The following is a 13,724-nucleotide window of genomic DNA, read 5'->3' as shown; positions in this document are numbered from 1 at the left end:
CTCAGCGCGCCGGGATCCGGCTCTGCGCCCAGCGCTGGAGCCGATTGACCGCGAAGATGATGACGAAGGAGACGACCAGCATGACCACCGCAATCGCGGTCGCATCGGCGTAACGGAATTCGGACAGGCGTATCACGATCAAGAGCGGCGCGATCTCGGAGACGTTGGGCAGATTGCCGGCGATGAAGATCACCGAGCCGTATTCACCGACCGCGCGGGCGAAGGCGAGCGCGAGGCCCGTGAGCAGCGCCGGCGCGAGCGAAGGCAGGATCACGCGAACGATGGTCTGCAAGCGGCTGGCCCCCAGGCTGCCCGCGGCCTCCTCGATTTCAGGGTCGAGATCTTGCAGCACCGGCTGCACGGTGCGGACAACGAAGGGAATGCCGATGAAGATCATGGCGACGAAGATGCCGACCGGCGTGAACGCCACCTTGAGGCCGAGCGCGGCGAGCGGCGCACCCAACCAGCCCTTCTCGGCGAACAGCGCCGTCAGCGCGACGCCGGCCACCGCCGTCGGCAGCGCAAACGGCACGTCGACGATGGCATCGAAAATGCGGCGGCCGGGGAAGCGGTAGCGGACCAGCGCCCAGACGATGATGCTGCCCATCACCAGATTGACGCAAGCCGCCGCAAAGGCGAGGCCGAACGAGACGCGGAGCGCGTTCAGGGTGCGGCGGCTGGAGAGGATGTTCCAGAACTGCTCGGGGCTGAGCTCGAGCGATCTCAGGAACAGGCCGGCGAGTGGAATCAGGATGATCACGGACAGCCAGGAAAGCGTCAGTCCCATGGTGAGACCGAAGCCCGGCAATGTCCGGCGTCGTGCTGCGAGTGCGCTCACCAGGCCCCCTGCTAAAGCCCCCTACGACAGCGCCCGATCAGTTCTTGTAAATCTGATCGAAAACGCCGCCGTCTGCAAAATGTTCCTTCTGTGCCTTGGTCCAGCCGCCGAAGACGTCGTCGATCGTGAACAGCTCGACCTTGGCGAAGGAATTTTCATACTTTTTGGCGGTCTCGGCATCGCGCGGACGGTAGAAATTGCGCGCGGCGATCTCCTGCCCTTCCTTGGTGTACCAGTATTGAAGGTAGGCGTCAGCCGCATTGCGGGTGCCCTTTTTGTCGGCAACCTTGTCCACGATCGCGACCGGCGGCTCGGCGAGGATCGACTGCGGCGGTGCAACGATCTCGAACTTGTTCGCACCGAATTCCTTCAGGGCCAGGAACGCCTCGTTCTCCCACGCGAGCAGCACGTCACCGACGCCGCGCTCGACAAAGGTCACAGTGGCGCCCCGGGCGCCGGTATCGAGCACCGGCACCTGCTGGAAGAGCTTCCCGACGAAGTCCTTGGCCTTGTCGGTCGAACCGTATTTCTTCTGCGCAAAGCCCCAGGCGGCCAGATAATTCCAGCGCGCGCCGCCCGACGTCTTCGGGTTCGGCGTGATGACGGCGACGCCCGGCTTGATCAGATCGTCCCAGTCCTTGATGCCCTTGGGATTGCCCTTGCGCACCAGGAAAACGATGGTCGAGGTATAGGGTGATGAATTCTGCGGCAGCCGCTTCTGCCAATCCGCCGCGGTAAGGCGCTTGTTCGCGATGGCGTCGATGTCATAGGCGAGCGCAAGCGTCACCACATCGGCCTGCAAGCCGTCGATCACCGCGCGTGCTTGCGAGCCGCTGCCGCCGTGCGACTGCTTGATCTCGACGCTCTTGCCGGTTTCCTTCTGGTAGGCGCTCGCGAACGCCTTGTTGAACTCGACATAGAGCTCGCGCGTCGGATCGTACGACACGTTCAGCAAATTGATGTCGGCGGCCAGAGCCGAGCCTGCCCAGAGCCCCGTCGCGAGCAATCCTGCGGCGAGCGGAACGATACGGCGCATCATGTCCATCTCCATTCACCTCGACGACATCTGCGTCGTCGACGGCAGGCATAACTCCTGGCGAAACGCTCTTGTGTCAACGGAACCCGATTTTCTTGTTCGCTAGCTCGCAGCGTGACTGTGCTACGAAGTCTTCATCGTATGGATGCCGCATTCTGTCTTGGCCCGGCCGCGCCACCGGCCGGCGCGTGCATCCTCACCTTCAGTCGTTCTGCTGGTGCAAGGCATGCACCCAACCGACAGGAATCCTGACACAACCAGAGGGTGCCGCGGCAATTTGGCGCGGGTGAAGATCGCCTCGATCTCCTCGCGCGAGACGTTGGCGAAGGGATTGAACTTCAGCCGCGCGCCGTCGTCCTCGACGACCGGAATGTCGGCGCGCGCATTGCCCTGAAAGCGCTTGCGGCCGTTGAGCCAAGCGTCGAACGGCTTCAGCGCACGCGCCAGCGGCTCGACCTTGCGGATCCGGCAGCAGGCGTCGGGATCGGAGAACCAGAGGTCGCGGTCGGGATCTTCGCGCAACAGCGTCTCCTCGGCCGGCTTGATCGAGCGGACATCCTTCAGGCCCAGCGTCGCAATGAGCGTATCGCGATAGGCCAGCGTCTCCTCGAACAACCAGCCGGTGTCGAGAAAGATCACGGGGATTGCGGGATCGACATCCGACATGACCTTCAACAGCGTCGCCGATTCCGTGCCGAAGGACGACACCAGCGCAAGCTTCTCGCGCCCGACCGTCTTCAGCGCCGCGGCAATGACCTCCGCGGGCGAGGCATCGCGCAAGGCGCGATCGAGCTCGTCCGCCGAAGGTAGCGCAGACACGGGCGAAACCTGAGGCGCGATCGCGTTCACGTGCCGACCCCTTCGGAATGGCGCAGCTGCATGCGCCGGTGCAGCGCGGTGATGCGGCCATCGCCGGTCGGCTGGTAGAACACCGAATAGCGCTTGGCGGTCTGCATGAAGGCCTCCGCGTCGGCCTGCTTCTTGACCTCGAAGGCATCGAAGCCGGCGCGCAGCATGAACACGAACTGGTCGCGCAGCACCTGACCGGTCGCGCGCAATTCGCCGCGATAATTGTAACGTTCGCGCAGCAGCCGCGCCTGACTGTAGGCGCGCCCGTCACGGAAGGTCGGGAACACCAGCGCGACGGCGGCGATCTGGCCGAGATACGGCACGAGTTCGGCGATGTCGCGATTGTTGGGCCAGATCACGCCGACCTTTCCGGCGCGCTTGAGCAAGCCCTCGGCCTCGCCGAGGAAGCGCTCGGCGGGCACCAGGATGTCGCCGCCCTCGGGCAGCGGCGTGTCGACGGCGAGCTTGACGAAGCTGTCGTCCGTGATCTTTCCGCCATTAACGAGTGGCATAGACGCGCTCCTTGAAGGGTTCGACGCCGAGGCGCTTCACCGTGTCCATGAACAGCTCTTCAGGCCGCTCGCGCAGCGCCAGATAGGCTTCCACGATGTCCTCGACCACGTCGGCGACCTCGTCGAACTTGACGCCGGGACCGATCAGGGTGCCGAGCGCGGCGTTCTCGTCGGCACGGCCGCCGATGGTGATCTGGTAGACCTCCTCGCCGTTCTTCTCGACGCCGAGAATGCCGATATGGCCGACATGGTGATGGCCGCAGGCATTGATGCAGCCGGAGATGTTGATGTGCAGGCGGCCGATCAGGTTGGCGAGCTCGTGATTGGCGAAGCGCCGCGTCAGCTCCTGCGCGATCGGGATCGAGCGCGCATTCGCCAGCGAGCAATAATCGAGCCCGGGGCAAGCGATGATGTCGGTGATCAGGTTGACGTTGGGCGTCGCCAGCCCGAGCTTGTCGAGCGCCTTCCACAGCGCCGGCAGGTCGCGCTTGGCGACGTGCGGCAGCGCCAGGTTCTGCTCATGGCCGACGCGGATCTCGCCGAAGGAATATTTGTCGGCAAGATCTGCCAGCGCGTCCATCTGCTCGGCGGTGGCATCGCCCGGAGGCCCGCCGGCCGGCTTCAGCGAGATCGTGACGATGGAGTAACCCTGCACCTTGTGCGGGGCCACCGAGTTCTTGCGCCATGCCTCGAAATCGGGGTCGGCCGCGGCCTGCCGCAGCTCGTCCGGCATGTGCGGCAGCTTCTCGTAGGCAGGATAGGTGAAGCGCGAGCGGATGTCCTCGATCACCTCGTCGTCGATCTGGAGCGAGGAGTTGCGAATGTGCTGCCACTCGTCCTCGACCTCGCGCGAGAATTTCTCGATGCCGAGCTCGTGGACCAGGATCTTGATGCGCGCCTTGTAGATGTTGTCCCGGCGGCCGTACTGATTGTAGACGCGTAAGATCGCCTCGATGTAGCTGAGGATGTCGCGGCCGTGCACGAAGTGCTTGATGGTCTTGGCGATGAACGGCGTGCGGCCGAGACCGCCGCCGACCAGCACCTCGAAACCGGTCTCGCCCTTCTCGTTCTTGATCAAACGCAGGCCGATGTCATGGATCTTGATCGCGGCGCGGTCGTGGTCCGAGGCGGTGATCGCGATCTTGAACTTGCGCGGCAGGAACGAGAATTCCGGATGCAGCGTGGTGTGCTGGCGGATCAGCTCCGACCAGATGCGGGGGTCCTCGATCTCGCCCGGCGCGACGCCGGCCCACTGATCCGAGGTGACGTTGCGCATGTTGTTGCCGGAGGTCTGCATCGCGTGGATGCCGACCTTGGCGAGGTCTTCGAGTGCATCCGGGAGTTCGGCAAGCTTGATCCAGTTGAACTGGATATTCTGCCGCGTGGTGAAGTGGCCGTAGCCGCGATCGTATTTGCGCGCGACATGGGCGAGCGCCCGCATCTGGTTCGTCGCCAGCGTGCCATAGGGGATCGCGACGCGGAACATATAAGCGTGCAGCTGCAGATAGACGCCGTTCTGCAGCCGCAGAATTTTGAACTCGTCCTCGGTGAGCTCGCCGGACAGGCGCCGCTTCACCTGGTCGCGGAACTCCGAGACGCGCTCGTTGACGAGCGTGCGGTCGATTTCGTCGTAAGCATACATAAGTGGGTGCCTTAAACCTGGGCCGGCTGTCCGATGGTGACGCCGGTGCGGCGAATCTGCTCGCGCAGATTGCCGGGCTGGACCTTGCCATCGTCGCCGATCTGCACCGGCGCGATATAGGGGCCGATGGCGCCGACGTCATCGGCCACGGCTTCCGCAAGCAACGCCTTGGCCTCGTCGGAGTTGCGCACGATCGCGGCTTCCGACAGCTCGGCGGACCAGCTCTTGGCGGCGGTGCGGTAGACCACGATGCCGTCCCAGGTACGGTTGGCGGTCACGACCGAGGGGCCGGCGATACGAATCTTCTTTTGTTCGAGCGGAGAGGTCATTCGGCTGCATCCAATAGGTCAGAGATGATTTGTTTGGGTGTCTGGCGGCGAAGCGAGCCGGCATGCCGGACGACGTCGCCGATGATGAGGATGGCGGGACCGCCATGGATCCGCCGCACCAGTTCCGGCAGATCGCGCAGCGTGCCAATTGCGCCTTGCGCATCCGGCCGCGTGACGCGGGCGAACACGCCGACCGGCGTCTCCGGCGAGCGGCCGGCCGCGAACAAGCCTGCGCGCACGGCGGGCGCTGCGGTCATGCCCATGTAGACCACGACCGTCATCCTCGTGTCGGTCAGCGTCGACCAATCCACGTTCTCGGCATCGCGGGCCTTGTGTGCGGTGAGGAAGGTGATGCGGGTCGCTTCGTGACGATAAGTGAGCGGCACCTCGAAATCGGCGGCGGCGCCGAGCCCTGCGGTGATGCCGGGAATGATCGAATAGGCGATGCCGGCGGCGCGCAGCGCTTCCACCTCTTCGCCGCCGCGGCCGAACACGAAGGGATCGCCGCCCTTCAGCCGCACGACGCGTTGGCCCGATTGCGCGGCCTCGATCATGCGCTCGTTGATGGCGTCCTGGCCGATGCCGGGCTTGCCGACGCGGCGGCCGACCGGAACGCGCGCAGTGTCGCGGCGAATGCGGTCGAGAATCTCGGGCGAGACCAGCTCGTCATGGAAGACGATGTCGGCGTCCTGCAGCGCGCGCAGCGCCTTGATGGTGAGCAGATCGGGATCGCCGGGGCCGGCGCCGACCAGTGCGACGGAGCCTTCCGGCTTGTCGGCGCGCGCGAATGCGGTGGGATCGGCAATCGCCTTGAGCGATGCATCGGCTTCGCTGTTGCGGCCGGCGAGCACGGCGGCGCCGATCGGACCGTCGATGACGCGCTCCCAGAAGCGGCGGCGCAGCGGAAACTCGGCGATGCGCTCGTTGATCGACTTGCGGAAGGTGCCGATGAACTCGGCGAGTTCGCCAATGCGCGCCGGCAGCAGCGCCTCGATCTTCTCGCGCACGCGCCGCGCCACCACTGGAGAGGTGCCGCCGGTGCCGACGGCGACCACGACATCGCCGCGATCGACGATGGCCGGAAAGATGAAGCTGGAATGCTCGAGGTCGTCCATGACGTTGACGGGCAGGCCAGCCGCCTTGGCGCGAGCCGACATGGCGACACCGACATCGCCTGCGCCCGCGCAGACGACGGCGATGACGCCGGAAAGATCCGCCGTGAGCGGATCGCTCGCCGTGATCTCGATGCGCGCCAAATCTTCGGAGCCCAGGCCAAGGTCATGATTGCCATCGATCGCATGCACGCGCAGGCGCGCGCCGGCAGCGGCGAGCACGCGCAGCTTGGCGCGCAGAAGCTCGCCCGCCCCGATGAGGACCACCGGGCCGGCCTTGAGATCGAGAAACACCGGCAAGAACCGCATGTGATACTCGCTTCCCCACAAACGGGGTTGACTGGAATTATTTTCTATATATGTCTCGTTTCGAGCGCGCAAAGAGAAAATTTTTTCTTCTCTTCCGCACCGCAACTATAGAATTTTCGCCTCCAAACGCAAAGTGGCAGAGATGCATCTTCTCAAGGACGATTCCGCTGCTGATCGACTGAGCAATCCGGCGCTAGCTGAGCGCGTGCGCGCGCAAGAATTTTCTGCCGAACTTGCCCCGAGCATGGACCATCTCGACCAGCTCGAAGCGCAGAGCATCTACATCTTCCGTGAGGCCTTTGCCCGGCTGAAGAAGATTGCCCTGTTGTGGTCGCTCGGCAAGGACTCCAACGTCATGATCTGGCTGGCGCGGAAAGCCTTCTTCGGCAAGATGCCGTTCCCGGCCCTTCACGTCGATACTGGCAAGAAGTTTCCGGAGATGTATCGCTTCCGCGATCATTACGGCAAGGAATGGGATCTCGATCTACGCGTCGAGCCCTGCCCGCCGATCGATGCCGTCGACCCAACGTTGCCACCGGCCGCCCGGTCCGCCGCGCGCAAGACCGAGGGCCTCAAGATGGCGCTCGCCAAGTATGGCTTCGACGGCCTGATCGCCGGTATCCGCCGCGACGAGGAAGCAACGCGCGCCAAGGAGCGGGTGTTCTCGCCGCGCGGCTTGGAGGGCAATTGGGACGTGCGCGACCAGCCGCCGGAGTTCTGGGATCATTTCAACGCCTCGCCGCCGCAAGGCGCGCATTTGCGCGTCCATCCGATCCTGCATTGGACCGAGGCCGACATCTGGGCCTACACCAAGCGCGAGAACATCCCGATCATTCCGCTGTACCTCGCCAAGGACGGCAAGCGTTATCGCTCGCTGGGTGACCAGGACATCACCAATCCGGTTGCCTCGAACGCTGCGAGCATCGACGAGATCCTGATCGAGCTCGAGCAGACCAAAGTGCCGGAGCGCTCGGGCCGCGCACTCGACCACGAGACCGAGGACGCCTTCGAGCGCCTTCGCGTCGCCGGCTATCTCTGATCAAGGACGCGGCCATGAACATGATCGTCACGTCAGCCTCGCCCGGCACGCCGAACGGCACCACGCGTCCCCAGGTCCGCATCGTCATCGTCGGCCATGTTGACCACGGCAAGTCGACCCTGGTCGGCCGCCTCCTGCACGAAACCGGCAGCCTGCCCGAGGGCAAGCTCGAAATGCTCAAGGCCGTCAGCGCGCGGCGCGGCATGCCGTTCGAATGGTCGTTCCTGCTCGACGCGCTGCAGACCGAGCGCGACCAGGGCATCACCATCGACACCACCCAAATCCGCTTCCGCACCAATTCGCGCGACATCGTGCTGATCGATGCGCCCGGTCACGCCGAATTCCTCCGCAACATGATCACCGGCGCCTCGCAGGCCGACGGTGCGGTGCTGATCATCGACGCGCTGGAGGGAGTGCGCGACCAGACCAGGCGGCACGGCTATCTCCTGCATCTGCTCGGGGTGAAGCAGGTCGCGGTCGTCGTCAACAAGATGGACCGCGTCGATTTCTCCGCCGCACGCTTCAAGGACATCAGCGACGAGATCTCCGCGCATCTGAACGGCCTCGGCGTGACGCCCACGGCCGTGATCCCGATTTCCGCGCGGGACGGCGATGGCGTCGCCGAGCGCACCGACCGCATCTCTTGGTACAAGGGACCGACCGTGGTCGAGGCGCTTGATCACCTCGAGCCGGCGCGTCCCCTGGAAGCGCTGGCGCTGCGGCTGCCGGTGCAGGCGATCTACAAGTTCGACGACCGCCGTATCGTCGCCGGCCGCATTGAATCCGGCAGCCTGATTGCCGGCGACGAGATCGTGATCATGCCGGCCGGCAAGATCGCCAAGATCAAGACGGTCGAGAGCTGGCCGATAACGCCGGTGGCGGGACGGCAGGGCGCGGGCCGCTCGGTCGGCATCACGCTCGACCGTGAATTGTTCGTCGAGCGCGGCGACATCATCGCGCATGCGGGCGCCGCCCCGCGCGAAACGCGGCGGCTGCGCGCGCGGATCTTCTGGCTGCACGACAAGCCGCTCGCCAAGGGCGACCAGCTTTTGGTGCGGTCGGGGCCAAAGGAAAGCCGCGCCACCGTGGTCGCCATCGAGAAGGCGGTCGATCCCGGCGAGCTCTCGAGCAGCGAGAACAAGGCGATCGGCCGCAACCATGTCGGCGAGATCGACATCTCCCTGTCCAATCCGATCGCGACCGATCCCTACACCGAAAATCCGCGCACCGGCCGCCTCGTGATCGAGGTGTCCGGGCGCATCGCCGGCGGTGGCCTGGTGCTGTCAGTCGATGCCGGTCAGCGTGCCGTGCCTGTCGACATCGTGCCGGTGGAATCGGCGCTGCGTAGCGATGAGCGCTCGGCCCGCTACCGCCACAATGGCGCCGTGGTCTGGCTCACCGGCCTGCCGGCCTCCGGCAAGTCGACGCTGGCGCGGGCGCTGGAGCGGCGCCTGTTCACCAATGGCGGCTCGCCGATCCTGCTCGATGGCGACACGCTGCGCGCCGGGCTCAACAGCGATCTCGGCTTCTCCGCCACTGATCGCAGCGAGAACATCCGCCGCCTCGCCGAGGTCGCGACGCATCTCGCCCGCAACGGCCACATCGCCATCGTCGCGGCGGTCTCGCCCGCGCGCGAAGATCGCGCCGCCGCGCGTCGCATCGCCGACACCGTGTTTCGCGAGATCCATGTCGCGACGCCCGCCGAGGTGTGCGAGGAGCGCGATCCCAAGGGCCATTACAAGAAAGCCCGCGCCGGCGCACTCGCCTCGTTCACCGGCATTGGCAACGACTACGAGAAGCCTGAGGCCGCCGAGCTCGTGATCGATACGTCGAAGCGAACGGTTGCGGAAGCGGCCGACGAGATCGAGCAGATGCTGAAGGCATCAGGCGTGCTGTTCGACGAGCTCGTGGACCTCGCTGCGAATATTTGAGGCCGCCCTAGTCGTCGCCCGGCTCGGCCGGGCGACCCAGTATTCCAGAGACAGCGTAGAAGCCGCAGCGTACTGGATTCCCCGCTTGCCGCCTTCGCTAAAGCTTCGGCGCCCCTAGACCTCAACCTCGGCGAAGCCTTAGCGTAGCCGGGTCGCGGGGAATGACACCGGTGCGTGGGGCCTTCCCCTCTCCTTGACATTTTGACAAGCCCCCGGGGGTCTTCTCACGGCCTCTTTTTTGGGGCTAATAGGTCCGGAAAGCTGCCCCGCGCGGGCGCATTTTGCTGCTGTCGGGTCAAAAGCAGCCAAAAACAGCCATTTCCAACAAGAAAGCCCATCATGAAACGCGTCGACGCCCACGGATTGAAGATCGCCCCTGTTCTGTTTGACTTCATCGCCAAGGAAGCGGCCCCGAAAACCGGGATCGCGCCGGATGCGTTCTGGGCTGGGCTCGCCGCCATCATTAAGGAGCTCGGGCCGAAGAACCGTGAGCTGCTCGCATTCCGCGACAATCTGCAGGCCAAGATCGACGACTGGCACCGCGCCAATAAAGGCAAGGCGTTCGACCTCGATGCCTATACCGCCTTCCTAAAGGAGATCGGCTATCTCGTCCCGGAGCCGGCGACGCAGAAGGTCGAGACCGCCAATGTCGACGAGGAGATCGGCAAGATCTGCGGCCCGCAGCTCGTCGTGCCGCTCACCAATGCGCGCTACGCGCTGAACGCGGCGAATGCGCGCTGGGGTTCGCTCTATGACGCCTTCTACGGTACCGATGCGATTCCGCATGATCCGTCCGAGAGCGGCAAGGGCTACAACAAGGCGCGCGGCGACAAGGTGATCGCCAAGGCCAAGGCGTTCCTCGATAACGCCGTGCCGCTCGCGACCGGCAGCCACACCGACGTGACCGGCTATAGCGTCGTCGCGAGCCAGCTCGCGGTGAAGCTGAAGAGCGGCAACGCCACCGCGCTGAAGAATGCCGCGCAGTTCGCGGGCTTCCAGGGTGATCCAGCCGCGCCGAGCGCCGTGCTGCTCGTCAACAACGGCCTGCATATCGAGGTCAAGATCGACCGCAGCAGCGCGATCGGCAAGGACGATCCGGCCGGCGTCGCCGACATGATCATGGAGGCCGCGGTCTCCACCATTCTGGACATGGAAGACTCGGTCGCCGCGGTCGATGCCGAGGACAAGGTGCTGGTCTACCGCAACACGCTCGGCCTGATGAACGGCACGTTGTCGGCCGATTTCGAGAAGGGCGGCAAGACGCTGACGCGTTCGCTCAATTCCGACCGCCTCTACAAGACGCCGGACGGCAAGGGCGAGCTCAAGTTGCACGGCCGCAGCCTGCTGTTGATGCGCAATTGCGGTCACCACATGTTCACCGACGCCGTGCTCGACGAGAAGGGCGAAGAGGTTCCGGAAGGCCTGTTGGACGCCGCCGTCTCGGGCCTGCTCGCGATCCACGACCTCAAGGGCCATTCCAAGGTCAAGAACAGCCGCACCGGTTCTGCCTACATCGTCAAGCCGAAGATGCACGGCCCGGACGAGGTGTCGCTGACCTGCGAGATCTTCGACCGCGTCGAGAAGATGCTCGGCCTGCCCGAGAACACGCTCAAGGTCGGCATCATGGACGAGGAGCGACGCACCACCGTCAACCTCAAGGCCTGCATCCAGCGCGCCTCCAAGCGCATCATGTTCATCAACACCGGCTTCCTCGACCGCACCGGCGACGAGATCCACACCTCGATGGAAGCGGGCCCGATGATCCGCAAGAATGAGATGAAGGCGCAGGCCTGGATCAAGGCCTATGAGGACTGGAACGTCGACATGGGCCTGACCTGTGGCCTGCCCGGCCACGCCCAGATCGGCAAGGGCATGTGGGCCGCCCCCGACAAGATGGCGGACATGCTAGTGCAGAAGCTCGGCCATCCGCAGGCCGGCGCCACCACCGCCTGGGTGCCCTCGCCGACCGCGGCGACGCTGCACGCGCTGCACTACCACCAGGTCAACGTGATCGCGCGCCAAGAGGAGCTCGCCAAGGGCGGACCGCGCTCAAAACTGTCCGACATCCTCACCATTCCGGTGTCGAAGTCGAACTGGGCGCCCGATGACGTCAGGCAGGAGATCGACAACAATTGCCAGGGCATTCTGGGCTATGTCGTGCGCTGGATCGACCAGGGCGTCGGCTGCTCCAAGGTGCCCGACATTCACGATGTCGGCCTGATGGAAGACCGCGCCACCTTGCGCATTTCCAGCCAGCACCTTGCCAACTGGCTGCATCAGGGCGTCATCACCGAGGCGCAGGTGATGGAATCGCTCAAGCGCATGGCCGTCGTCGTCGACAAGCAGAACGCGGGTGATCCCATCTATAAGCCGATGGCACCCGCCTTTGACGGCGTCGCCTTCAAGGCCGCCTGCGACCTCATCTTCAAGGGGCGCGAGCAGCCGAACGGCTACACCGAATATATCCTCACCGCGCGCCGCCGCGAGGCCAAGGCTCTTGCATAAAGAGGCTCTTGGATAGAGAGGCGCTTGGATAAGCGCGCTCGGCTGAGCAAAGTCACGGGAACATCGAAAGCCCCGGCCGAACCCGGGGCTTTTTGTTGGGCGAAACGTCCCGCTGTGTCACGGAACAGGCTGCGTGCGCCTTGCGTTGTCGGGCCATCAACCAACGGGAGATGGTCATGGACTGGAATCGGATCGAAGGAAACTGGAAGCAGTTCAAGGGATCGGCCAAGGAGAAATGGGGCAAGCTCACTGACGACGACCTCCAACTGATCGAGGGCCGCCGCGAGCAGCTTGAGGGCCGGTTGCAGGAGCGTTACGGCAAGGCCAAGGACCAGGTCCGTCAGGATGTCGACGACTGGCTGAAGTCGCTGCACTGAAGCAGCACGAACGAAGCCCCGGCGAAAGCCGGGGCTTTTGATTTGAGGTGTAGCCCCGGATGGCGTGAAGTGCGATCCGGGACCTTCGTTGCGGCCCGGATACCGCTTCGCTTGTCCGGGCTGCGATTGCTAGAACACCGCCAGGTATTTCAGCAGCGAAACAATGCCGATGATTTTGATTTGAGGTGTAGCCCCGGATGGCGTGAAGTGCGATCCGGGACCTTCGTTGCGGCCCGGATACCGCTTCGCTTGTCCGGGCTGCGATTGCTAGAACACCGCCAGGTATTTCAGCAGCGAAACAATGCCGATGATGATGACGATGACGCGCGCGATCTGCTTGGCGCGGCCGTCCATTGGCAGCATGTTGATGAGATAAAGTACAAGAATGACGACGAGAAAGGTGACGAGTACGCCGACCAGCATCGCGAGGCCCCCTTCAGGCAATTGCTACGCTGTTCTAACGCGCTGCACCCAAGCCGGTTCCATCTCGGAAACCCTGCCGCGCGATCTCATGAGGCCTCCGCGGCAGGCCAATCCGGCATTTGCCGTCCGACAAGGTTCGGAGGCCGACAGATGCGGCGCTCCCTACTCTTTCGCCACCACGGGGACCTGGCGGAATCTCGCGCGCACTGAATCCGGCAGCGGCGAGAAATTCATCGCAACGCCGCGGCGGTCGTTGGCATTGCGGCTGGCGACCACTAAACCATTGGCGCCGGCGACGATATCCCCCTTGCGCAGGGTCGGATCGTCCTCGACCTTGACGGATGCGAGCCCCACCGGGTCCTTGCCGTTGCAGGTGCAACCCGCGACGATCTCATTGCGATAGCGGTATGCGTTGGGCAGATCCGAATAGGATTTTCCCTTCTCCGTCGTGGCATCGTCGATGTTGCCGCCGTAGACCAGCGAGGTTTCCGAGGCAGGGCAGAAACTCTTGCAAGATTGCGCCTTGCTCTCCGCATCATTGCCTTGTGCCGGGAAGTAGCGACCGTCGCAGCTGCGCACGCAATAGGCGGTGCCGCCGCCGTAGGACGCGCGCTGGCGTGGCGCCTCATAGCGCGGCATATCGCCGGTGGGGAAAGGCATCCGGATTTCCGGCGGCGGCCGCATCCGAAAGCCGCCGAACAGGCCCGAGAAGAAATCCTGCGCATGCGCCGACGGCGCCATCGCCAGCCCGCTGGAGACGACGACGACAATCGCCGCTCCGCCCGCCAGTTTGTCAATCAGCCGTCTCGCCATAGGACCTCG

13 protein-coding genes are annotated in these 13,724 nt (G+C 64.5%); 4 read left to right on the top strand and 9 right to left on the bottom strand.

What is annotated here, in order from left to right:
* Position 1: 1 nt before the first annotated feature.
* From cysT to cysG, 7 genes are all read right to left on the bottom strand, one after another.
* Entirely contained in the window at positions 2-838 is an 837-nt protein-coding gene (cysT, locus tag ACM43_RS22275; RefSeq protein WP_074447692.1) for a sulfate ABC transporter permease subunit CysT, read from the bottom strand.
* 37 nt (positions 839-875) lie between these two features.
* Entirely contained in the window at positions 876-1,889 is a 1,014-nt protein-coding gene (locus ACM43_RS22270) for a sulfate ABC transporter substrate-binding protein (protein WP_271542859.1), read from the bottom strand.
* A 108-nt stretch (positions 1,890-1,997) separates the two neighbouring features.
* The gene (locus tag ACM43_RS22265; RefSeq protein WP_271542858.1) at positions 1,998-2,723 is read right to left on the bottom strand and encodes a phosphoadenylyl-sulfate reductase; all 726 of its coding nucleotides are present in this window, start codon (positions 2,721-2,723) and stop codon (positions 1,998-2,000) included.
* Entirely contained in the window at positions 2,720-3,235 is a 516-nt protein-coding gene (locus tag ACM43_RS22260) for a DUF934 domain-containing protein (RefSeq protein ID WP_271542857.1), read from the bottom strand. Before ACM43_RS22260 ends, ACM43_RS22265 begins: the two co-directional genes overlap by 4 nt.
* Positions 3,222-4,877, bottom strand: coding sequence for a nitrite/sulfite reductase (locus ACM43_RS22255; RefSeq protein WP_271542856.1), 1,656 nt, complete (start codon positions 4,875-4,877; stop codon positions 3,222-3,224). The genes ACM43_RS22260 and ACM43_RS22255 overlap by 14 nt, the downstream gene beginning before the upstream one ends.
* An 11-nt stretch (positions 4,878-4,888) precedes the next feature.
* Positions 4,889-5,206 carry a DUF2849 domain-containing protein gene (locus ACM43_RS22250; protein ID WP_035998194.1) on the bottom strand — a complete coding sequence of 106 codons (318 nt, stop codon included), beginning with the start codon at positions 5,204-5,206 and terminating at the stop codon, positions 4,889-4,891.
* Positions 5,203-6,627: a siroheme synthase CysG gene (gene cysG, locus ACM43_RS22245; RefSeq protein ID WP_271542855.1), complete on the bottom strand. Its 1,425-nt coding sequence runs from the start codon at positions 6,625-6,627 to the stop codon at positions 5,203-5,205. The genes ACM43_RS22250 and cysG overlap by 4 nt, the downstream gene beginning before the upstream one ends.
* A gap of 244 nt (positions 6,628-6,871) precedes the next feature.
* On the opposite strand from cysG, the gene cysD reads away from it, so the two are divergent.
* The 4 genes from cysD to ACM43_RS22225 all read left to right on the top strand — a co-directional run bounded on the left by cysD (position 6,872) and on the right by ACM43_RS22225 (position 12,479).
* Positions 6,872-7,666, top strand: coding sequence for a sulfate adenylyltransferase subunit CysD (cysD, locus tag ACM43_RS22240; protein ID WP_271542854.1), 795 nt, complete (start codon positions 6,872-6,874; stop codon positions 7,664-7,666).
* A gap of 14 nt (positions 7,667-7,680) precedes the next feature.
* Positions 7,681-9,597 carry an adenylyl-sulfate kinase gene (gene cysC, locus ACM43_RS22235; protein ID WP_271542853.1) on the top strand — a complete coding sequence of 639 codons (1,917 nt, stop codon included), beginning with the start codon at positions 7,681-7,683 and terminating at the stop codon, positions 9,595-9,597.
* 339 nt (positions 9,598-9,936) lie between these two features.
* Positions 9,937-12,102, top strand: coding sequence for a malate synthase G (locus ACM43_RS22230; protein ID WP_271542852.1), 2,166 nt, complete (start codon positions 9,937-9,939; stop codon positions 12,100-12,102).
* Between the two features lie 176 nt (positions 12,103-12,278).
* Positions 12,279-12,479, top strand: coding sequence for a CsbD family protein (locus ACM43_RS22225; protein ID WP_008546815.1), 201 nt, complete (start codon positions 12,279-12,281; stop codon positions 12,477-12,479).
* A gap of 267 nt (positions 12,480-12,746) precedes the next feature.
* Here ACM43_RS22225 and ACM43_RS22220 read toward each other — a convergent pair whose 3' ends face one another.
* Together ACM43_RS22220 and ACM43_RS22215 are read right to left on the bottom strand one after the other, a co-directional pair.
* The gene (locus tag ACM43_RS22220) at positions 12,747-12,902 is read right to left on the bottom strand and encodes a Thivi_2564 family membrane protein (RefSeq protein ID WP_008546817.1); all 156 of its coding nucleotides are present in this window, start codon (positions 12,900-12,902) and stop codon (positions 12,747-12,749) included.
* Between the two features lie 162 nt (positions 12,903-13,064).
* Positions 13,065-13,715: a DUF2865 domain-containing protein gene (locus ACM43_RS22215; protein ID WP_271542851.1), complete on the bottom strand. Its 651-nt coding sequence runs from the start codon at positions 13,713-13,715 to the stop codon at positions 13,065-13,067.
* Positions 13,716-13,724: the final 9 nt, after the last annotated feature.

The sequence above is a fragment of the Bradyrhizobium sp. CCBAU 45321 genome, assembly GCF_028128975.1.
Taxonomy (GTDB): domain Bacteria; phylum Pseudomonadota; class Alphaproteobacteria; order Rhizobiales; family Xanthobacteraceae; genus Bradyrhizobium; species Bradyrhizobium yuanmingense.
Note: the sequence above shows the minus strand (reverse complement) of the source record. Positions and strands in the feature narration are given on the sequence as shown.

Excerpts from the sequence above, each read along its gene's own strand:
- cysG (WP_271542855.1), bottom strand. The coding sequence starts at position 6,627 with ATGCGGTTCTTGCCGGTGTTTCTCGATCTCAAGGCCGGCCCGGTGGTC.
- cysD (WP_271542854.1), top strand. The coding sequence starts at position 6,872 with ATGGACCATCTCGACCAGCTCGAAGCGCAGAGCATCTACATCTTCCGT.
- ACM43_RS22250 (WP_035998194.1), bottom strand. The coding sequence starts at position 5,206 with ATGACCTCTCCGCTCGAACAAAAGAAGATTCGTATCGCCGGCCCCTCG.
- ACM43_RS22260 (WP_271542857.1), bottom strand. The coding sequence starts at position 3,235 with ATGCCACTCGTTAATGGCGGAAAGATCACGGACGACAGCTTCGTCAAG.
- ACM43_RS22230 (WP_271542852.1), top strand. The coding sequence starts at position 9,937 with ATGAAACGCGTCGACGCCCACGGATTGAAGATCGCCCCTGTTCTGTTT.
- ACM43_RS22215 (WP_271542851.1), bottom strand. The coding sequence starts at position 13,715 with ATGGCGAGACGGCTGATTGACAAACTGGCGGGCGGAGCGGCGATTGTC.
- ACM43_RS22225 (WP_008546815.1), top strand. The coding sequence starts at position 12,279 with ATGGACTGGAATCGGATCGAAGGAAACTGGAAGCAGTTCAAGGGATCG.
- ACM43_RS22255 (WP_271542856.1), bottom strand. The coding sequence starts at position 4,877 with ATGTATGCTTACGACGAAATCGACCGCACGCTCGTCAACGAGCGCGTC.
- ACM43_RS22270 (WP_271542859.1), bottom strand. The coding sequence starts at position 1,889 with ATGGAGATGGACATGATGCGCCGTATCGTTCCGCTCGCCGCAGGATTG.
- ACM43_RS22220 (WP_008546817.1), bottom strand. The coding sequence starts at position 12,902 with ATGCTGGTCGGCGTACTCGTCACCTTTCTCGTCGTCATTCTTGTACTT.
- cysC (WP_271542853.1), top strand. The coding sequence starts at position 7,681 with ATGAACATGATCGTCACGTCAGCCTCGCCCGGCACGCCGAACGGCACC.